The 20,554-nt window shown below is 74.7% G+C and carries 14 protein-coding genes; 5 read left to right on the top strand and 9 right to left on the bottom strand.

Annotated elements, in window-relative coordinates; all coding sequences use genetic code 11:
* Window positions 1-35: 35 nt before the first annotated feature.
* Both ACFZDK_RS25810 and ACFZDK_RS25805 read left to right on the top strand, forming a co-directional pair.
* Window positions 36-509: a GNAT family N-acetyltransferase gene (locus tag ACFZDK_RS25810; RefSeq protein WP_390976492.1), complete on the top strand. Its 474-nt coding sequence runs from the start codon at window positions 36-38 to the stop codon at window positions 507-509.
* Entirely contained in the window at window positions 509-1,672 is a 1,164-nt protein-coding gene (locus tag ACFZDK_RS25805; protein WP_390976020.1) for an MFS transporter, read from the top strand. The genes ACFZDK_RS25810 and ACFZDK_RS25805 overlap by 1 nt, the downstream gene beginning before the upstream one ends.
* Window positions 1,673-1,715: 43 nt before the next feature.
* Here ACFZDK_RS25805 and ACFZDK_RS25800 read toward each other — a convergent pair whose 3' ends face one another.
* Entirely contained in the window at window positions 1,716-2,456 is a 741-nt protein-coding gene (locus tag ACFZDK_RS25800) for a methyltransferase domain-containing protein (RefSeq protein ID WP_390976019.1), read from the bottom strand.
* 285 nt (window positions 2,457-2,741) lie between these two features.
* Here ACFZDK_RS25800 and ACFZDK_RS25795 point away from each other — a divergent pair, with 285 nt between their 5' ends.
* The gene (locus tag ACFZDK_RS25795) at window positions 2,742-2,996 is read left to right on the top strand and encodes a hypothetical protein (RefSeq protein WP_390976017.1); all 255 of its coding nucleotides are present in this window, start codon (window positions 2,742-2,744) and stop codon (window positions 2,994-2,996) included.
* Here ACFZDK_RS25795 and ACFZDK_RS25790 read toward each other — a convergent pair.
* From ACFZDK_RS25790 to ACFZDK_RS25760, 7 genes are all read right to left on the bottom strand, one after another.
* Window positions 2,981-3,820, bottom strand: coding sequence for a LuxR C-terminal-related transcriptional regulator (locus tag ACFZDK_RS25790; protein ID WP_390976015.1), 840 nt, complete (start codon window positions 3,818-3,820; stop codon window positions 2,981-2,983). The genes ACFZDK_RS25795 and ACFZDK_RS25790 overlap by 16 nt on opposite strands.
* 161 nt (window positions 3,821-3,981) lie before the next feature.
* The gene (locus ACFZDK_RS25785; RefSeq protein WP_390976013.1) at window positions 3,982-5,724 is read right to left on the bottom strand and encodes a hypothetical protein; all 1,743 of its coding nucleotides are present in this window, start codon (window positions 5,722-5,724) and stop codon (window positions 3,982-3,984) included.
* Window positions 5,721-9,227 (bottom strand): DUF5682 family protein, encoded by a 3,507-nt coding sequence (locus ACFZDK_RS25780; protein ID WP_390976011.1) that lies wholly within the window; start codon window positions 9,225-9,227, stop codon window positions 5,721-5,723. The genes ACFZDK_RS25785 and ACFZDK_RS25780 overlap by 4 nt, the downstream gene beginning before the upstream one ends.
* A 4-nt stretch (window positions 9,228-9,231) precedes the next feature.
* Window positions 9,232-10,389 carry an AAA family ATPase gene (locus ACFZDK_RS25775; protein ID WP_390976009.1) on the bottom strand — a complete coding sequence of 386 codons (1,158 nt, stop codon included), beginning with the start codon at window positions 10,387-10,389 and terminating at the stop codon, window positions 9,232-9,234.
* 77 nt (window positions 10,390-10,466) lie between these two features.
* Window positions 10,467-15,464, bottom strand: coding sequence for a hypothetical protein (locus ACFZDK_RS25770; RefSeq protein ID WP_390976007.1), 4,998 nt, complete (start codon window positions 15,462-15,464; stop codon window positions 10,467-10,469).
* Complete coding sequence (locus ACFZDK_RS25765; RefSeq protein ID WP_390976005.1) at window positions 15,461-16,315, bottom strand: DUF4132 domain-containing protein; 855 nt, start codon at window positions 16,313-16,315, stop codon at window positions 15,461-15,463. Before ACFZDK_RS25765 ends, ACFZDK_RS25770 begins: the two co-directional genes overlap by 4 nt.
* A gap of 232 nt (window positions 16,316-16,547) precedes the next feature.
* A complete protein-coding gene (locus tag ACFZDK_RS25760) occupies window positions 16,548-16,940 on the bottom strand; it encodes a DUF5997 family protein (protein WP_390976003.1) in 393 nt (130 codons plus the stop codon).
* 59 nt (window positions 16,941-16,999) lie between these two features.
* Between ACFZDK_RS25760 and ACFZDK_RS25755 the strand changes: the two genes are divergently transcribed.
* Window positions 17,000-17,788: a LysR substrate-binding domain-containing protein gene (locus ACFZDK_RS25755; protein WP_390976001.1), complete on the top strand. Its 789-nt coding sequence runs from the start codon at window positions 17,000-17,002 to the stop codon at window positions 17,786-17,788.
* A 127-nt stretch (window positions 17,789-17,915) separates the two neighbouring features.
* Window positions 17,916-18,947 carry a methyltransferase gene (locus tag ACFZDK_RS25750; RefSeq protein WP_390975999.1) on the top strand — a complete coding sequence of 344 codons (1,032 nt, stop codon included), beginning with the start codon at window positions 17,916-17,918 and terminating at the stop codon, window positions 18,945-18,947.
* On the opposite strand, the gene ACFZDK_RS25745 is transcribed toward ACFZDK_RS25750, so the two are convergent.
* Entirely contained in the window at window positions 18,944-20,416 is a 1,473-nt protein-coding gene (locus tag ACFZDK_RS25745; RefSeq protein ID WP_390975997.1) for a DHA2 family efflux MFS transporter permease subunit, read from the bottom strand. The genes ACFZDK_RS25750 and ACFZDK_RS25745 overlap by 4 nt on opposite strands.
* Window positions 20,417-20,554 lie beyond the last annotated feature (138 nt).

The following is a 20,554-nucleotide window of genomic DNA, read 5'->3' as shown; positions in this document are numbered from 1 at the left end:
CCATCACCGACGCCGACTGGGACGCCATCGCCGCCATGGAATCCCGTGCCTACACGGAACTCGGCCTCTCCGAGGGGCAGGCGGCCCTGCGGTCCAGGGCGGACGCCTCACCGGAGACCTGTTTCGTCCTGGACGTCGACGCGCGACCGGCCGGGTACCTGCTGGCCCTGCCGTATCCGCCCTTCAGATACCCCGACCTCGAACGGGCGGAGGAGTCATCGGTCCCCGCGCACCGTCCGCGCAATCTGCACCTGCACGACATCGTCGTCGCGGAGCGGCTGCGCGGCGGGGGGCTGGGACAGCGTCTCCTGAACCACCTGACCCTGACCGCCGGGTCGCGCGGCTTCGAGCGGATCTCGCTGATCGCCGTCGGCCGGAGTGAGCCGTTCTGGACGAGGCGCGGGTTCACCGCGTACCCGGGGATCGCTCCGGGCGGATACGGCACGAACGCCGTCTACATGTCCCGTCCGCAGGTCCGCGGCGACGGCCGAGTCGACGAAACGAGTTGATGCGCGTGTTCCCTGTCCATGACCCCTTCCAGCGCAGCCGGCTGGCCATCGCCGCACTGTTCTGCTCCCTCGGCTTCCAGTACGCCACCTGGGCCGCGCGGATCCCCGCCATCAAGGCGGACCTCGGGCTGACCGCGGCCGAGGTGGGGGTGCTGCTGATGGCGGCCGGTATCGGCGCCGTGGTGTCGTTCCCGCTGGTGCCGGTGCTCATGCGGCGGCTGGGCTCGGCACGGCTGGCCGTGTTGTCGGCCCTCTGCCTGACCCTGCTGCTCCTGGCGCTCGCCCTCGCGCCGGACTATCCGGTCGCCCTGCTGGTCATGGTCGCCGACGGGGTGTGCGTGGGATGCCTGAACGTGGCCATGAACGCACAGGGAACGGCCCTGGAGACCCGCTACGAACGCAACACCATGGCCAAACTGCACGCCACGTTCAGCGCGGGCTCGCTGCTCGCCGCGCTGCTCGCCTCCGGCATGAACGCGGCCACCTCCTCCGTCACGGCGCACTTCGGTGTGGCCGCCGCGGTCCTGGTCCTGCTGGCGGCTGTGGCACGCGCCGGCCTGCTCGTGGACGAGGCTCCGGCGGCCGAGAAGCAGAGCAGGAGCCGCACCGGCTGGAGCCTCCCGTCCAGGGTGACGGTCTGGATGTGCTGCGCCATGGCGTTCGGCACGGTCACCGAGGGCGCCATGAACGACTGGTCCGCCCTCTACCTGAGGGAAGTCGCCAAGTCCTCGGCGGAGTTGGCACCGATGGGCATCGCCGTCTTCTCCGGCATGATGGTGCTGGCCCGGCTCTTCGCGGACGGCTGGCGCAGCCGCTGGGGCGACGGGCGCGTCGTGCTGTTCGGCAGCGCCCTGGCCGCCGCCGGGCTCGCCTTCGCCCTGGTGAGCGGCGGAGTGGTGGCGGCGCTCGTCGGGTTCGCCTGTGTCGGACTGGGCTGTGCGGCGGTGACCCCGTGCGTCTACGTGGCCGCGGCGAAACAGGGCTCGGAGGCGCTGGCCCTGGTCGCCGCCATGGGCACGACGGGTCTGCTCGCCGGGCCGCCGCTCATCGGTTTCGTCGCGAACTCGAGCAGCCTGGTGTGGGGCCTGGGAGTCGTCGCGACCGCGGCGGTCGTGGTCTCCCTGTGCAGCACCCGGATCCAGTGGACACCGGCGAGCGGTTAGCCGGCCGGTGTCCGTCCCCGGTCGGCGAGGACACCCCGGTCGGCTAGGCCGGCTTGCGCCACACGGAGATGTGCTTCGAGGAGTCCTGCACGAACGGGGACCCGTCCCAGTCGGCGACGCGCCGCTCCAGCTCCAGGCCCGCGATCCGGGCCATCAGGTCCAGCTCCGCCGGCCAGGCGTACCGGTGCCGGGAGTCGTCGCGGCGGTAGTGGCCGTCCTCGCCGTCGCGGGTGAGGTGGTGCGAGACGAGGATCTGCTCGACCAGGTCGAAGGTGTCGAACCCGAGATGCCCCGCGGAGACGTCGAACGGCACCGCGACCTGGCCGGGCGGCAGCAGCCGCAGCGGCGGCACCCCCAGCTCGATCACGAACCGGCCCCCGGGTGCCAGATGCCGGGCGGCGTTGCGGAAGCACTCGACCTGCTCGTCCTGGGTGAGCAGGTTCGAGATGGTGTTGTACACGAGATAGACCAGGGAGAACGCGCCGGGCACGGTGGCCCTGGCCATGTCCCCGATCACGACCGGCAGCGTCTCCTCGTCGGCCTTCCGCCGCAGCACCGCCGCCATCGGCTCGGAGTACTCGATGCCCGCCACGGGTACCCCGCGCTCCCGGAGCGGGACACCGACCCGTCCGGTCCCGATGGCGAACTCCAGCGCCCGGCCGTCTCCGGCGAGTTCGGCGAGGAAGTCGACGGTCGGCCCGAGCACCGCGGCCGAGTTCATCCCGGTCTCCTCGGCGTCGTAACGCTCGGCCGCGGCCCGGCTCCACAGCTCACTGGTCGTCATGATCGCCCACTCTGCCGGGTGCCCGAGGACCCTGTCCAGGCGTTTCCCGGCCGCCCGGCGTTGTCAGTGGCGTCCGGTACGGTCGTGCCCAAGTCGATGACGACTGGGGCGAGCCGACCGTCGACCGGGTCGAGGACGTCACCACGGTCCGGGTGCCCAGCGGCCGGCTGGTGGTCGCCGATCCGCTCTATCCGGCCGCCCCCAGGGAACTCACCCAGGCGATCCCCCCGGGGGAGTACCGCGCAGAACCCGTACTCGTCGGCGAGGGCGAGGATCCCCGGGCTGTTGCTCGACGGCGAGCCCGGAACGTTCCGGCGCTACTACGACGGCGAAGGGGACGGCGGCGAAGGGGACGGCGGGGTCGAGGAGGTCAGGACCGGCACCCTGCGCGTCGCCGACCGGAGGACCGGCGGCGACCTGGTGACCTTCTGCACCGGCGGTGACGGAGCCTGGTCGGTGTGGCTCGGCCGGTCCGCGTCCGGGGATGTGGTCTCCGTGGTGGTCCTCACCGACCGGCTCTCGGACTACATGCCGTTGTGATCCCCGGCGCCCGACGGCTGCCCGCCGCCCGGCGGGCGGTCCGGTGCGGGCACCAACCCCAGCCGCTGGGCGTGCAGGACCGTGCTGAGGCGGTCCCGGGTGCCGAGTTTGCGGTAGATGTTCTCGATGTGCTTGTGCACCGTGCGCGCCGAGATGCCCAGCCGGCGGCCGATCGCGTCGGCGGTCAGGGCATCGGTGAGCAGGAGCAGGACGGTGAGTTCGCGGGGGGTCAGCGCGCAGTCCGCCGCGCGCTCCTCCGGCTCGTCGGCCGCCGCAGACAACCGGCGCCACTGCTCCAGGAGTTGCCGCTGCTGCTCCACGGCGGCCAGCAGCGGCTGGGCGCGCTCCGCGATCCTCACCTGGTCGTCGGTGAAGTCCGCTCCGGAGCGGTAGACCAGACACCCCGTGATCGGCGCGACCGTCCCGGGCAGCGGGAGCGCCAGCACCTGGTTCAGATCCAGGGCGTCACCCAGCACCCGCACGGTCTCGCTCGCCGACCAGGCGCGGTCGGCGATCCTGCGGGCCGTGACGGGGCTACGGCCGAGACCGGCCGCGTAGTGGTGGGCGAACGGATAGCCCGAGCGCAGCACGCCCAGCGCCTCGTCGTCCAGACGGCCCAACTCGATGGCCGCGGCGGGCGCCAGACCCAGGGTGCCCTTCCCCTCGCTCCAGTCGTCCAGCTTGTAGATCAGCGTCTCGCCGCCGCACAGGCAGGTCAGGGCATCGGCGAGCAGCGGCCACAGCCGATCGGGCTCGCGTTCGTGCAGCGCGGCCACGGCCAGCTCGGTGAGCCGCTCGTAGGCCCTGTCCAGCCCGTGTACCACGTGGTCCTCTCTGCCCCTGCCCCTACGCAGTTATACGCATACCCAGGCAACGGTCAGGTGTCGCATGCTTCAACCGGGCACCGCGACCGGGTGCGACGACTCCGGTCGTGCGGGCCGCCGACACGGGGGAGCGGCGGCCCGCGGCCCGTCGTCGTCCCCGGTCATCCGCCCCACGCCGCCGCGCACAGCGTACGGTCCACCTCGTCCGTGTAGCGCGCCGCGGTCAGCCAGACCCGGGCGAAACGGCCGGTGTCCGCCGGCAGGAGGCGGCCGAAGGCGTCGCGCGAACGTTGCGCCGCGGCCCCGAGCAGCTCGTCCAGGACATCGCCTGCCGTACCGAGACCGTGCCGGTGCAGACGGCGGACGTCGGCCGCGGAACTCCCCGGAAAGGCCAGCACCCGCCGCCCGCCCGAAGCCGCCTGCTCGACCCGGCGCCGCAACAGGTGCAGGGGCGCCTCCTCCGGAGCCGGTACGGCGGCGGCCGGCGCCGGAACCGGCAGGTCCGCATGGTGCAGCCGGTCCAGGCCCAGGTCGACGCGGCTCCCGGAGATCGTGGGGTGTTCGGTCGCGAGCAACTGGGCGCGGGCGTGCGGAGCCGGGGTGAGACGCGTGATCACCCGCAGCCGGCTGCCCCGCGCGGCGGCCAGCAGCCGCAGGTTGTCACGGTGCGGCAGCGCCGGATGGTCGTGCGCCGCCGTCAGCCGCACCGGTACGCCGCCGCACTCGGCCAGCAGACAGTCACCCGCGGCCTCACGCACCGCGCCGACCAGCGTCACCTCCAGGAACAGCAGATCGGCTCCGCCGCCCAGAGCCCGCCCCACCTGCTCGGCCACGGGCACCGTCCACAACCGCTCCAGCGGCTCCGCCCGCCAGTCGGCACCGGACGCGCGCACCGCCCGTACCCCCGCGCCCGCACCGAGCCGCCCGGTCGGCGAGACCGTCGCCCCGGACACCGCGAGGCCCGCCCGCGACAACTCCCGGTGCGTCAGCGCCGTGTCCCCGATGCGTACGGCACGGTCGGCGGCCCCCACCGCCCGGCCCGCGCCGCCGGGGGCCACGTCCGAGACGGTGTACAGCCGGCCCTCGGTGTCGGCGGTCCAGGTGACGGCGCCCGCGTAGCCGCTCGCGGTGAGCACGGGCTCGGAGAACAGGCCGTACAGCCGCAGCGAACCGTTCGGTGCGTACGGCTGCCGTCCGGTGCCGCGCAGCCCGGTCAGTTCGGGACCGGTGGCGAGGGGGACGCGGTGGGCGACGTACAGGGTCTCCGACAGGGCGGTGACGAGACCGGCGAGCCGGAACGCCGGGTCGGCCGCGCGGGCCGCGCGCAACCCGGTGACCACGGAGACCGCCGCCGTGGCCGCCCGGGGGAGACCCGCGAGGCGCGCGGTGTGCGCGGCCCGCAACAGCTCCGCCTGCAGTACGGCACCGGATCCGTCCGTACCGGCGTCGAGCACGGCGGCCGTGGCGGCGAAGACGGCTTCGGCGGCGGCGAGTTGAGGCGGGGGCGCGGAATCGTCGGAGGCCGGGCCAGGAGGGGGAGCGGGAGCCGACACGGCGGTCGAGGCCTTGGGCGTCGGCGCGTCGGGTACGGGCACCTCGACGGTCTCGGTCGGATCCGCCACCGGCGCCGCCGAAGCCGCGGCCGCGCGGTGCAGGCAGTCCGGGGCCAGCAGACAGCCGCAGCGGATGGCCGCCGCGTCGGCCACGGCGCCCTCGGGGGCGTGCAGTTCGAGGGCGGAGCCCTCGTCGTCGACGGTGATGCGCACGGTGTCGCCGTCCCGGACGACGGGCCGGTCCGCCAGCTTGGCGATGCCCGCGTCCAGCCGTTTGCGCAGCCGTGGCGACAGGGCCGCGACCAGCTCGGCGGTCACCGCCGGTGCGACGGCGGGCAGTTCCGTGGTCATGCGATCTTCTCCCCTACCCAGCGCGCGAGTTCGAGCGGGCTGAGGGCGGCGACCGGCATCCCGGCCGCGACCAACTGCCCCGCGACTCCCGTGGAGTACCGGGGGCGCCCCGAGTCGTCCAGGCTCGCGCAGCCCAGCACCTGACAGCCCGCCCCGACCAGCGCCCGCACCTCGGCGAGCAGTCCGCCCACCGGATAGCCCTCCTCGAAGTCGCTGACCACGACCACGAGCGTGCGGGACGGCACGGTCACCAGCTCCCGCGCCTGCCGTAGCCCGGCCGCGATATGGGTGCCGCCGCCGACGCTGACCTCCAGGAGCAGCGACAGCGGGTCGGCGACATGGTCGGTGAGGTCGATGACCTCGGTGGAGAAGGCCAGGAAGTGCGTGGACAGCGTCGGCACCCCCGCCAGTACCGAGGCCGTGAGCGCCGCCCAGACCGTGGACGCCTCCATCGACCCCGACACGTCGGTCACCAGGACCAGCCGCCAGTCGGCGGCCCGCCGGGCCCGGGTCCGGAAGACGGGGTGCTCCGGGATCACCCGCACCGTGCCGTCGGCGGTACGGCGCGCGGTGGCCAGGTTGGCCCGCAGCGTACGCGGCAGGTCGAGGCCGCCGCCCGGACGCCGGCTGGGGCGCGGCAGGGCGGTGCCGTGCAGCGCGGGACGCAACCGGGTCGCCAACTCCCGTGTCAGCGCGTCCACGAGACGCCGTACTAGCGGGCGCAGCGCGGCCAGCCGGGCCTCGGGCAGCCCGCCCGCGTGCCGCAGCACCGACCGCAACAGGTCCACGGAAGGCCGCACGCGGTCCGGGTCCAGCTCGGCCAGCACGTCCTGACGGCCCGTCGCGGCGGCCGCCGCCAGCACCTCCTCCCGGACACCCGGCCCGAACAGCGCCGCCAGCTCCTCCGACCACTCCCGCACCCCGGGATACGGCGCCTCGCGCCCGCCCCCGCCGCCGAGGTCACCCCGGCTGCCCTCACCGCGTCCGCTGCCGTACAACTCGTCCAGCGCGGTGGCCAAGGACCGTGCCGAAACGGGCAGTTGATCGGTACGGCGGCCCAGCACCAGGCGCCAGCGGTCGGCGGGCGCCAGCCGGTGGTCCTCCGGGAGCGGAGCCGCCGTGGTGGGTTCGGGCTCCGGGAGCACCCGGCGCGCGGGCAGCAGGCCGAGCGCGCGCAGGGTTTCGCGGGCGGCGAGGTCCGCGCGGGTCCAGGTGGCCAGCGCGGCCGGGTCGACGGCGCCGGTGTCGGCCACCCGGTCGACGCCGAGGCGCCCCTCGACACCGGTCAGCAGCCGCTCGCGGTCGGCCGGGCTGAGCGCGTCGAAGCCGCCGCGCAGCGCCGGCAGCCGGTCGAGGAAGTCCCGGTCGGACAGCTCCGACACCCGGTCGACCAGGGGCTCCAACGCGGGGGCGGCCGCCTCCAGCAGGCGTCCGGCGGCGGTCAGCACCCCGGTCAGCCGGGCGGTCAGGGCGGTTCGGGCCTCGGCGTCGACGGCCCCGTCGACCCAGGAGGCGACCCGGCGGCCGAACGCTTCCGGTTCCTCCTGGCCGAGCAGCACCCGGACGGCACCCGCGGCGCCCCGCATCAACGGGGAGCCGTCGGCCGCCAGCCGGGCGAGGGCGTCGGTGAGCCGGATCCCGCCCAGCAGGTCGGCACGATGGGCGAGTTCGAGCAGGGCGTGGGCATCGGCCCGGTCCTCGGAACCGGTGAGTCCGTCCACCTGCCGTACCGCCGCGGCGGTCAGCAGCTCGGCCACGGCGACCGCCTTGGCCGTACGGTCCTCGTCCGCGTCGAGTCCGGCGACATGACCGGCCCGCAGCCGGTCCGACAGGGCAAGAGCGGCGAGGAGTTCGGGCAGGGTGCCGGAGTCCGGGAGCACGTCGGCGGTGTCGCCGAGCCGCTCGTCCACGAGCCCGGGCAGACCGCAGTGTGCCGCCTGCTCCAGACCGGCCAGCACCTGGGCCGCCGTGGGTCCGCCGGCGTCCCGCTCCCTGCGGCCGTGCTCGCGCAGCACCCCCTCGGCCGCCTGCGCGAGGGTGACCCCACGCACCCCGGCCGCCGCCAGCATCGCGGCCGTGGCCGGAGTCCAGCGGACCTCCCAGCGCGAGGTGAGGGCATCGGCACCGCCCGTGCCGGTCACCTCCTTCCGCTCGGCGTACGGCACCGAACACAACGTCAGGCGGCGCAGCAGGAGTTCGCGGCGGCGGTCCAGGTCCGAGCGGAGGGGGTCGAGCCGAAGGTCCCGGGTGGCGCCGGGTCCGCTGTCCGCCGGGCCGGGCAGCCCGAGGTCGGCGAGCTCGGCCTCCACGGCGGGGGCGAGGCCGCTGCGGGGCACGCGGGGCGTGGGGCGGCCGGCGCGGTCGCCGACCAGGACGTTCTCCATCGCCTTCGCCACCGCCCGGCCGCGGCCGTACGGCTCGCCCTGCGCCAGCACGGTCTGGACGGCCTCGACCAGCTCGCCGCGGCCTGCGGCGGGGAGGTTGCGGAGGCGGGCGAGGTCTCCGGCGAGCCGGATGATCTCCCTGGCGTCGGCCGGGCCCGAGGGGTGGCCCATCGAACGGAGTTCGGCGCAGATGCGGACGGCGGCGCGGGTCAGCATCTCCGTCAGGGCCGACGGTTCACCGGCCGCTTCGAGGACCATGTGCTGCCACTCGGGGTCGCGGATGCCGGCGGGGTAGCCGGAGCGTTCGTCGAGGAGGGCGTAGGTGTAGGGGATGAGGGAGGTGGTCCATTCGGGTGCCGGCGGGTGAGGGCTGGTCGCGCCCACGCGGCGGCAGCCGCACGTCGATCGCGGCCCCGCGCCCCTGAAGGGGCGCAACAGTGCCGGCGTGTGAAAGGCGCCGACCACAACCGCTGCTCGGCTGCCCTCCGCCGTTGCTTGTGCCAGCCGCTCACGCATCCACTCCTCCCGCCGCAGATCCACCTCCGACACGGCGGACTCCTCCCGCATAGCCCACCCCGTCAGCAGCGCCGCCCGGCGCAGGGCCTCCGGTGTCGAACCGGGTGCTGCCGCCTCGACCAGCCGGTCCCAGAGGTCGTCCCCCGGGCGGCCGGTGAGCCGGGAGCGCAAGGCGGTCGAGAGGTGGCCCGGTCCCCGCGCCGCGGCCTCCCCCTCCCGCCACCCCCGATCCGCCAGCGGCAGATCGCAGGCCACCACCGGCACCCCGCTCCGCGCGGCCCAGCGCACCGCCGCCAGTTCGGGGGAGAAGTCGGCGAACGGGTAGAACGCGGGGCCGCTGCTGCCGTCGGACGGTGCCGCGGCGAGGGCGACCGGGGCGCGGGTCTCCTCGTCGGCGAGCCATGGCAGCCACTCCTGCAGTTCCGCGGGCAGCTCGACGAGCAGCACGTCCGGCGCGGCCGTGTCCAGCAGTTCGGGTACGGCGGCGGCCAGCGACGGAGCGTGGTGCCGCACGCCGATCAGATACGGTCCCGCCGGGTCGGTGAGGGCCGCGAGGGCCTCGTCGGGAGAGGGAGAGGAAGAGGCAGAGGGAGGAGGTTGCACGGCGTCAGGCCTCCAGCACCGTACGCAGGTCCCACAGCGTGCGCCAGGTGGCCGAGCCCTGCTCCGCGCGCCGGCGTACCGGACCGTCCCAGTAGCCGCGCAGCCGGGCCGCGTCGGCCGGGTCGTCCTTGCGTACGACACCGAGGAGGTGGCCCGGGAGCAGGCCGAGGACGTCGCGGTCCCCGGGGAAGTAGGCCGCGGCCAGGGCCAGCGCACCCGCCACCGAAACCGCCTCCGCCGTGCTCATCACCGTGGACGGGCGCTCCACCTCCCAGCCTTCGGCCGACCGGCCCTCTCGCAGATCACGGAACGCGGTGACCAGGGCCTCAAGGACCGCGTCGTCGACCTGGAAGGGTGCCCCGGCCCGCTCCACCGACGCCCGGGCCTGGCCGCGGACCAGCGCCGTCTCGGCGTCGAGGTCCGGAATGGGGCCCACGGTCTCGAAGTTGAAGCGCCGCTTCAGCGCGGCCGACATCTCCGAGACACCCTTGTCCCGGAGGTTGGCCGTGGCGATGAGATTGAAGCCGGGGGCGGCGTGCGCCAAGGCGTCCTCACTGCCCGCCAGTTCGGGAACCGCCATGCGCCGCTCGGACAGCAACGACACCAGCGAGTCCTGGACCTCGGGGAGGCAGCGGGTGATCTCCTCGACGCGCGCGAGGGCGCCCCGGGACATCGCGGTGAGGACCGGGGACGGCACCAGCGCCTGCCGGCTGGGGCCCTGGGCGAGCAACAGGGCGTAGTTCCAGCCGTACTTGAGCTGGTCCTCCGTCGTCCCCGCCGTGCCCTGCACCACCAGGCCGCTGGTACCGCACACGGCGGCCGACAGCAGCTCGGAGAGCATCGACTTGGCGGTACCGGGCTCGCCGACCAGCAGCAGACCCCGCTCACCCGCGAGGGTCACCACGCAGCGCTCGACCAGGGAGCGGTCGCCGACGAACTTGCCCTCCACCACCAGCCGGCGCGGAACCCCCTTTGCCGCCTCGGCATCCTCGGGCAGCCGCAGCGCCTGGCCGCCGCTGCCCATCACGAACGTCACGACGGCCCGGGGCGTGAGCCGCCAGGCGGGCGGGCGCGGTCCGGAGTCGTACGCGGCGAGGAAGGCCAGCTCGGTGGCGTACCGGTCCTCGGGCGGCACGATCTGGCGGAGGGGAGCGGCACTCATGGGCGGTTGTCCTTCGGCGGTACGGACTTCGGCGGTACGGACTGCGGTGGTGGGGACGTCGGTGGTACGGATCGTGGTCATCGACGGCGGCCTCTCCGGGTGGTCCGCGTCGTCAGTTCCTCGTACGCGGGCGCGTCTGCGGCCCGTACGCGCTCCCAGGCGCGGGCGAACAGCTCCGGCACCGGGACCAGCGGGAGGGTGCGGTCGCCGTCGGAGACCGGGTAGAGGGCTTCCTTCCAGGTCTCCACCGGCAGGGCCGGGGCCTTGAGGTCGCGCCAGCCGCAGGGCAGGAACAGGGTACGGCCGGCCCGTGGGCGCTTCGCCTCGACGACCAGATCCGTCGCCGCCAGTTCGGCGCGCGCCTTCTTCGTCCGGGCGGGCTTCCAGCCGGTCCAGCGTGCGCAGTTGCGGTCGGTCGGGTCGGGCAGCGCCAGCAACTGGAGGTAGAGCGCGGCGGCGTCGGTGCCGAGGCCCTTGGCCTCCGCGACCTCGGCGACCAGCGCGGGCACGCTGACCGTGGGGTCCTGGGCGGGCCCGGCGGGGCCCTCGGCGGCGAGGGCGCGGGCGAGGTCGTCGCCGAGGATCGTCCGCAGCGTGCGCGGACCGGATCCGCGGCCCGGACCGACCAGGCCTTCGAGGAGCCCGAGGACCGGGTCGTCCGGGCCGCTCAGCGCGCTAGGCCGGAGCAGCACGGTCTCGACGTCCCCGTACCAGGGGCGCAGCACCAGCGCGTCCCCGGCCCGCGTCCTGCCGTACGCGTCACCGCCGCCGGTCTTGGGCAGGCCGTACGCCTTGCGCAGTTCGACGGCGGTCGAGCCGCCCTTCTCCGTCCACTCGACGTCGATGTCGAGCAGCAGCTCGGGGTCGGTCAGCCGGTGGCGCACCGCGGCCAGTCCCGCCGGCAGCGCGGCCCGCAGCGGATGCCCGTACGGCAGGACGTACGCCAGCGCGGCGAGGCTCTCCACGGCCCCGGTCAGCGCATGCCGTCCGGGCACCGCCGAGGGGTCCTCGGGCACCAGGTCGCCGTCCTTGTCGGGGCGCAGCACGGTGGTGCGGCTGAGCCAGGGGGTGCGCGCGGGGTTGAGCACGGCCTCGGCGTACCCGCTGCCCGGCCCGAGGAGGTCGGCGCCCAGGTCCTCCGGCAGGCGCACCAGCGTGCCCAGCCGCTCGGCCCACAGCCGGCCCGAGGCCGCCGTGTCCGGCCCGACCGTCCAGAGTTCGGCCGGGTCGTCCGGCAGCAGCGCGCCGAGCAGCGCCCGCTGGTCGTCGAGGGCGAGCGTGTTCAGCAGTTCGGCGCCGAACTCCCGCTGACGGGGCTTCAGGCCGATGGCGGCGAGGCCCGCGGCGAGCGGGGCGTTCGGCAGGCCGGCCAGCAGCACGGTGGCCTGGAGGGTGCCGAGCCCGCCGTCCGTCGCCGCCACCAGGGCCTCGGGAGCGTCGGAACGCCAGGGCGCGGCGCCCTTCTCCCGGACCAGCCGGGCCAGTTCGGCGAGCCGGTCCGCGGGGATCCCCGCGGCGTACCGGGTCTCGCCGGCCAGGGTGAAGTGCCCGACGGGGCCGAACGCGCCGGACGGGTCGTGGTCCAGGGCCAGCCACTGGACCCGGTCCTCGGCGTGGTCGACGTAGTGGCAGCCGAGGACGACCACCGTGCGGCCGTCGCGGCGCAGCACCTGCCCCGCGCGCTGCTGCTTGTCGTGCTGCTCGGACAGCACGATCTCGCGCACCGTGTTCCCGAGCCCCGGGAGCGGTCCCTCGGTCAGGACCTCGAAGAGCAGGAGCAGCGGCTCCCGTTCGGCCTCGCTGAGTGCGGGCGAGGCGGCGCGGTGGGCGAGGGGCCGCAGCACGCCGAGGAGGGGCGGCCACACCATCCCGAGGCCGGGGATCGTGTGCTCGTCGCTCTGCCAGCCGTCGCCGACGGCGAGCCGGTCACGGCCGGGCAGCGGCTTGCCGTCGGCGGGCTCCCCGGACAGCACGTGGTTCACCGCGCGGATCTGCCGCAGCACGGTCCAGTCGCTTCCCCAGGCGTTCTGCAGACCGGCGACGCCCGAGACCGCGTGCGCCAGGGTCCGGTCGTCGCCGTGGCGCGGCCGGTAGCCGGCGAACATCCCCTCGGTCCGCCGCCGGGGCTGCCCCGGCCCCTTCTGCGGCGGCGCGGCGAGGGACGCGGCCGACTCGGCGACCCGCACGGCCGCCTGGACGAGGGCGGCGACCCCGGCCAGCAGCCGCCGGTCGGTGAGTTCGGGCAGCGCCCGCGCCACGGCGGCCGTCGTGACCTCGTCGGCGGCGGGCACCGCGGCCCTGGCCCGGTCGTCCTTGCCGGCCCGGGTCAGCGCCTCCTGCCGTTCGGCGAGCGCCGTCGCCGCCGCCCGCATCAGCGCACCGGCCGTCTCGTCGGTCAGAGCGCGCAGCACGCCCGAACCGCGCTCGTCGCGGGGGCGCAGCGCGTGCCAGAACGCGACCGGCGGCACCAACCGGGTGCCGGCCGCGTACGCCCCGCCGGACCCGCCGAAGGACACCTGCCCCAGCTCGGTGCCGTCGTCCGCGTGCAGGGCGACGCTCTGGTACATCTGCGAGACGAGCGGCTCGGCCCCGCCCGGCAGCCGCAGCGCGCCCAGTGGCACCCCCGGCACCCGGCCGTCGCGGCCCGCGCGCAGGGTGACCGTCCGGCCGTCCGGGGTGCCCGCGGTCGTCCGCGCCGCGGCGTCCTCGCCCGCCGTGCCCTCCGTGCGCACCCACCGGCCCAGCACCGTGCCGTCGGTGCCGAACGGGCTGTTCTCCAGCCCGGGTTGCAGCGGCAGCACCTCGCAGGAGCCGTGCTGCAGCGAGGCATCCTCGCGGACGGCCGACGCCAGCAGCGCGGGCAGCGAGGCACGTCCGTGCTCACCGGTCACCGGGTCGTACTCCAGCCACACCGTCTGCCGGCCGTGCCGGCCCTGGCGCCAGTACGTGACGCCGTCGCCCATGACCGGGCGGCTCGGCGGCAGCACCGTGTCCCCGGCGTGCAGGGTACGGCCGCCCGTGGCCCGACCGCCGCCGGGCAGCGGGATCGACGCGTTCGCCGCGTCCATGCCGGACCACCAGCTGGGGATCTGCTCACCGCCGACCGTGAACACCTCGGACGGACGCGCCGACCAGTAGCCGTACTGCTTGGAGCCGTCCCGCCACATCACCAGCAACTCGCCGTCGGCGTACCGGAGCCGGGGGCGGTGCCAGCGGTCCAGGTCGGCGGGCAGCCGCAGGTCGTGCGTGAGCAGCACCCCGTCGGGGCCGACGACGACCGCCCGGTGCCCGCGCACCAGGATCAGCGCGGGCCACGCCTCCGTGACCGACAGGGAGTCGTCCTGGTCCTTGCGGACCGCGCCGTCGAGCAGCTCCAGCGCCTCCTCCAGCGCGGGCCAGCCCAGTTCGTCCAGGACGCCGGTGCGCAGCGTGCGGCCGAGCACCGGTGTGACGTCGTACTCGGCGAGGCGCCGGACGGCGAGCGGGCTCTTCTCCAGCACCGTCCGGAACGGGCGCAGCCGGCCCAGCTCCCAGTCGGCCCCGGGCAGTCCGGTGGCGGAAGTGAACGCGGCCGTCGCCCCCTGGAGCCACTCGACCAGTACGTCGCCGAGGATCGGGTGCTCGGCCACCTTGGGCAGGTCCTTCGGACCCTGTCCCCGGCCGAACGCGTCGACGGCGCGGAACAGCAGGGTGCGGTACCGGGAATCGGTCGCGACGGCTGTCAGATCGCGCTGTCCGGGCCGCTCGTCGCGCAGCCAGTTGGTGAGAGGCAGGTGGATGTCGGTGTCCGGGACCGTCAGCGGGATCCGTTCGGCCACGCACAGGTCCAGCAGGTCGATGTCGGCGCCGTTCTGCCAGCGCCCGGTGAAGAGGTCGACGGGCCTGCCGCCCGCGCGCAGCCGGGGCGCCATCCGCTCCACCAGCGCGAGCGTGGCGGGGGAGCGGTGCGAGTACGCCGCTCCGTGCTTGCGGTGCGACGCCCAGCGGCTGAGCCAGTCCGCCGCGTCGACCTCACCGCCGCTCTCCCCCCTCTCACCGCTCTCTCCTCCCTGGTTGCTCCCGTCGCTCTCGCCGGTGAGCAGCAGGTCGGCTCCGCACTCGGCCAGCAGCGCGAGCCAGAACTCGTCGTCCGCCACCTCCCGGCCCAGCCCGGCCGGCATGATTTCCAGCAGCCGCGTGCGCACTTCGGGCCGGCGCTCGGCGAGGGACGGCAGCACGCCGCGGTAGGCGGTCCAGAAGGACGCGGGCGCCCGCACGGCGGCGGGGGAGGCGAGCAGGTCGGCGACCAGGGCGCACTCCTCGGTGGCCCGGTCGAGCCCCGCCGCCCTGATCAGCCCGCGCGCATCCTGCGGCAGGGAGGCGTACGGCGGCATCCCGGCCGCGCAGCGCTCCACCGTCAGCTGCCGGAACTGCGTCCAGGCGGTGGCCGGTTCGAGGCGCCGGGCGAGATCCCTGACGTACTCCTTGAGCGCCTTGACGGTGAGTGCCCCGGCGAAGGCGAACTCCAGGAACACCGCCCGCTGCCGCTCCTCGTCCACGCCCAGGGCGTGCACCCGCTCGGCCTCGCGGGCCTTGCCGAAGAACGCGGCGGCGTACGTCGTGTTCTCCTGCTGGAGGAAGACCCGCGCGGCCTGTTCGTAGAAGGTGGGCAGGAAGTGCGGGACCGCGCGGCCCAGTCGCTCGCCGAGCGCCTCGAAGCCCTCCTTCGCGTTGCCCGGCTTGGACTTGGCCTGCCGGGTCAGCCGCTCGACATCCTTGACCAGGGCGAGGGCGTGATGGCCGTTGGCCGGATCGTGCACCAGCGCCCAGGCCGGGAAGCCGAGCGTCTCCCGGCGCACCTGACCGACCTCGGGCGCCTCCGGCTCCCGGGCGAGACCGAGGAACTCCAGGGCCAGGTCCTCGGCCTCGCCGAGGGTGCCCGGCACCAGGCGCACCACCGCGCGGCCGTCCAGGGCGGGGTGGGTGTAGGTGCGCGCGGTCAGCACATCGGCGTCCTCGCGCGAGCTGGTGCCCGGGGGCAGGACGGCGCCGGCGTCGAGCAGCGCGGCCGTGGTGGTGTCGTCGTACCGGATCATGCCGCCCGCTCCTCGTCCTCGATGTCCCGCCCGGCGTACAGCGCCGCCGCCATCCGCATGCCCTCCGACCAGGCGACCGGGCCGACCTGACCCAGCCTCAGCGTCCGGCCCGCCGGATCGGTCCACACCAGCGGGCCGGTCTCGATCTCGGAGTAGCCGTCGAAGTCGCCGACCCAGACCCGGGCCTCGACCCCGCGGCCCCCCTCCAGCACGGAGCACACGGCGTATCCGCCGCGCACCCGGTACCCCAGCTGCGTGGCCCTGCCGTGCAGGAACCGCAGCTCCTTGAAGACCCCGCCCGCGTACTCCTCGACCTGGGTGCCCTCGGCGTCCAGGGCGGCCGGGCGGTGCCAGACCTCGCGGAAGAGCTGCTGCGCCTGCTGCTCGACCCCGAGCTCGACCGCGAACTCCCGCAACTCCGCCAGGTCTTCGAGCAGCACCGGGTGCGGCAGCCGGACCAGGTCGGGCGCGATGCGCACGGTGTCGCCGTCGAGGTCGACCAGGCCGAGCCCGCGCTCGGCGTCGGCGTCCCGCAGGAATCCGGCCACCTCGCCGTCGGCGCCGGTGACCACCACGTCGCGCAGCGCGGCCTGCCAGGCGGGGTCGGGCCAGACCCGGGCGAGGACGGCGAGCGGCACCGGCAGCGAGCGGGTCATCCATCGCTCCACATCGGCCAGACACCGCTGTTCGTGCCGCTCCAGCCACTCCGCGAGCTGCCGCAGTCCGGCCACGGCCGGATCGTCCGCCAGCTTCGCGGGCACGGACTTCAGCCGCCGCCCCGCCGCGTTGCGGCAGACCACCTTCCCGTCGTCCAGGGCCACCTCGTAGTCCCCGGCCGTCACCCACCCCATGCGTGCCTCCCCGCACCGCAGTGATCAAGTGATGGGGACTGTAGGGGAGGCCACTGACAACGCCCTGCGCGGTCTCCGCCAGGTCGGGAAAGTGCCAGGTCAACCGGGTGCGGATGGTGTGGACGGCCGCCTCGGAGCCGGCTGCCCCGGAGCCGGCCGGTACGACAACGGCCCCGGACCGCAGGCGGCAACGCCTGGACCGGGGCCGTACGACCGTCTCGGGGCCGGGACGTCAGTCCTGCCCCGCCTCCTTCTCCCGCTGCAGGCTCTTCAGCCGCGCGCCCTCCTTGCGGACCTCCGCCTGGGTGGTGCGCTCCTTCTCCAGCCACGCGGGCAGCTCGCGCTTGAGCTCCTCGATCTGCTCGGTGGTGAGCGCCTCCGTCACCCCGCCGCGGGCCAGCCCCGCGATGGACACGCCCAGCTTGGCCGCGACCACCGGACGCGGGTGCGGCCCCTTGGCCCGCAGTTCGAGCAGCCACTCGGGCGGGTTCGCCTGGAGCTCGGTCAGCTCGGCGCGCGAGACGACGCCCTCCTGGAAGGAGGCGGGTGTGGCGGGCAGGTACACCCCCAGCTTCTTCGCCGCGGTCGCGGGCTTCATCGTCTGGGCGGTCTGGTGCGAACTCATGAGGTCAAGGGTATCGGCCGGGTGCGCAGGCCCTGACCACCGCCGGTTACCCTGGTCCGGTGACAGGCTCGGAGGAAACACCGTCGTTCCGGCTCGCGTACGTCCCCGGCGTGACGCCCGCCAAATGGGTTCGGATCTGGAACGAGCGCCTGCCGGACATCCCGCTCACCCTCCACCAGGTCACGGCCGCCGAGGCGCCCGAGCTGCTGCGGGCGGGCGACGCGGACGCGGGATTCGTACGGCTCCCGGTGGACCGTACGCTCTTCAGCGCGATCCCCCTCTACAGCGAGACCACGGTGGTCGTCGTCCCCAAGGACCACGTGATCACGGCGGCCGAGGAGGTCACCGTCGCCGATCTCGCCGACGAGGTCCTCTTCCACCCCCTCGACGACGTCCTCGACTGGGACGCGCCGCCCGGCGAGCCCGCTTTCGAGCGCCCCGCCACCACCGAGGACGCGGTCGAACTGGTCGCCGCCGGGGTGGGTCTCCTGGTCGTCCCGCAGTCCCTGGCCCGTCTCCACCACCGCCGGGACCTCACCTACCGCCCGCTCACCGACGCCCCGCAGTCGACCGTCGCCCTGTCCTGGCCCGAGGAGGCCACCACGGAGCTGGTCGAGGACTTCATCGGCATCGTCCGGGGGCGCACGGTCAACAGCACGCGGGGCCGCCAGGCCGCGCAGTCGGCACAGGCAGCGCAGGGTTCACAGGACAAGCCCAAGCGGGCGCAGAAGCCGGCGGCCGGCAAGGCGACACCGGCCGGCCGCACCGCGCGCGCCCGCGCCACCGGCGCGCAGTCCGCGAAGTCCGCGAAGTCCGCGAAGCGCGGAAAGCCCCGCCGCCGGTCGTGACCGGGGGCCGGGTCCCACGCCCGCTCCCGATCTGCTCCCGCGCGCCCCGATCACCCTCCCCGATCCAAGGCCCCCGCGATGTCACGATGCCTCCGGACAACCCGGACATTCACCGCTGGAGGCGCCCGTGAGCACTGAAGCAGCCCCGGACGAAGCCGTCGATCCCCGTACGTCGTCCGCGTTCCTCGTCAACGAATCGCTCGGCTACCTCGTCCCGGCCGCGCTGCGTGCCGCCGCGGTCGTCGGGGTGGCCGATCATCTGGCCGACGGCCCCCGCACCCCGGCCGAACTGGCCGCGGCCACCCGCACCGACGCGCGGAACCTCCACCGGGTGCTCCGGCTGCTCGCCACCCGCGGCATCTTCGAGGAGGACGACAGCGGACGCTTCCGGCTCACCTCCATCGGCGACACCCTGCGCAGCGACGCCCCCTGCTCGGCGCGCACCGCCGTCCTGATGAACACCGACCGCAGCATGTGGCTGCCCACCGCCGACCTGAGCCGCTGCGTCAGCGAGGGCACGTCCGCCTTCGAGCACCTCTTCGGGCTGCCGTTCTTCGAGTACTTCGCCCAGGACGAGGAGACCGCCGACGTCTTCCACTGCGGTATGGCCGCGATGTCCGACGCGGAGAACGAGCCCATCGCCGCCGCCTGCGACTTCCCGCCCACCGGGACGGTGGTCGACGTGGGCGGGGGCCACGGCGGCTTCCTGCTGGCGGTCCTCGACCGCCACCCCGGTCTGCGCGGCATCCTGTACGACCGGCCGCACGTCCTGGCCGGCGCCCGGCTGGACACGCCCGGGACCGCGGGTCGCTGGTCCACCGCGACCGGGGACTTCTTCACCGACGTACCGGAGGGGGACGTCCTGGTGCTGAAGCGGATCATGCACGACTGGGAGGACGACCAGTGCGTGACCCTCCTGGAACGCTGCCGTGCCGCGCTGGCACCGGGCGGGCGGATCCTGGTCGTCGACGCGGTGGTCCCGCCCGGCAACGCACCCCATCAGGCCAAGGCCCTGGACCTGCTGCTGATGGCGGCCCTGGTGGGCCGGGAGCGCACCGAGCCGGAGTTCGCCGGGCTGTTCGAGGCCGCCGGTCTGAAGCTGTCGCGGGTGGTGCCGACCTCGACCGTGCTCTCGGTGGTGGAGGGGGTCGCCGCCTAGGACACCCTGGACCCGGTCTCCGGTACCGGCTCGGCCTCCGGTGCCTTCGTCCGCTCCCGCAGATCGGCTACCGCCAGGCACAGGGCCACCAGGATGAACCCGACGGACGTCAGCAGACCGAGTTGGAGCGCCTCGGCGGCCGGGCCGCGGTTCGCGAGGTGGGCGAAGTACACCGAGCCCACCACCGCGATCCCGGCCGCCGAGCCGACGCGCTGGCCGGTCTGCAGCACCCCACCGGCCGCACCGGCACGCTTCACCGGGACCCGGGTGAGGGTGAGCGTCGTGTTGGGGGAGACCGTGACGCCGGAGCCGAGCCCGCCGATGATCATGGGCACCACCGTGGCCCACCCCAGGCTCTCCATCGGCACCAGCCGCACCACCGCGACGATCCCGAGCAGCCCCAGCGCCACCCCGCTCAGGCCGATGACCACCAGTTTGCGTCCGTGGCGCACCACCAGTCGGCCTCCGAGGGCGGCGCCGACGGCCGAGGCGACCGCGAAGGGCAGCACCGTGACGCCGGCGGCCAGCGCGCTGTATCCGGCCGCGTTCTGCAGGAACAGGGCCATGACGAAGAAGACCGTGGTGAAGCCCGCGAAGTAGCTCAGGCTGATCAGCGAGCCGAGCGTGAAGGACCGCAGCGAGAACAGGTTCAGGTCGACCAGCGGGGCCCGCCCCAGCCGTCCCTGCCGCCGCTCCCACACCCAGAACAGACCGAGCAGCAGCGCGCCCACCGGCAGCAGCGCCCACTTCTCCCGCCCGGTCCACTGCTGCTCCTGCACCAGGGGCAGCATCAGCGCGAGCACCCCGCAGCCGAGGAGCAGCACCCCGACCGGGTCGAACCGCTCCCGTCTGCCCGCCGTCCCGGGGAACCGGGGCAGCAGCCGCAGTCCCGCCGCGAACGCGACCACGCCGATGGGCAGGTTGACGAAGAACACCCAGCGCCAGCCGTCGTCCGTGCCGACGGCGTCGATGATCAGACCGCCCGCCAGCGGGCCCACCGCTGTCGACACCCCGATGACACTGCCGAGCAGACCGAAGGCCTTGGCCCGCTCGTCGCCCTGGAACATCTGCTGGATCAGGCCCGAGGTCTGCGGTGCGACCATGCCCGCCGCCGCGCCCTGGACCAGCCGGAACAGCACCAGCCAGTCGGGGCTCGCGGCCAGCCCGCAGGCCGCCGAGGCCAGCGTGAACACGGCGAGCCCGAACAGGAAGGACTGGCGCCGCCCGCGCATGTCGCCGAGCCGGCCCGCCGGGACCAGCGCCAGCCCGAAGGCCAGGGCGTATCCGGAGACCACCCAGGACTGGGCGGCCTCCGTGGCACCCAGCCGGTGCTCCATCGATGGCAGTGCCACGTTCACGATCGAGGTGTCGAGCAGCGAGATGAAGCCTGCCGTCAGACAGACCCCGAGCGCCCGCCACCGCCGGTCCTCGGTGTCCGGCCGCTGCGGCTTTGCCCAGGTCGTGGTCATACGGCCACGCTATGCAGTCAGGCCTGGTCCCGCGCGGGGAGCGGGGCGATCGAATGCCTGTTTTGGTCCGACCGGGTGACGGTCCGGCTGGTGGGGTCCGGGTGATGGCCGCCCCGGCCCGGCTTCGGCGCGCCTACG

Source organism: Streptomyces sp. NPDC007901 (assembly GCF_042959465.1).
Lineage (GTDB): Bacteria > Actinomycetota > Actinomycetes > Streptomycetales > Streptomycetaceae > Streptomyces.
Note: the sequence above shows the minus strand (reverse complement) of the source record. Positions and strands in the feature narration are given on the sequence as shown.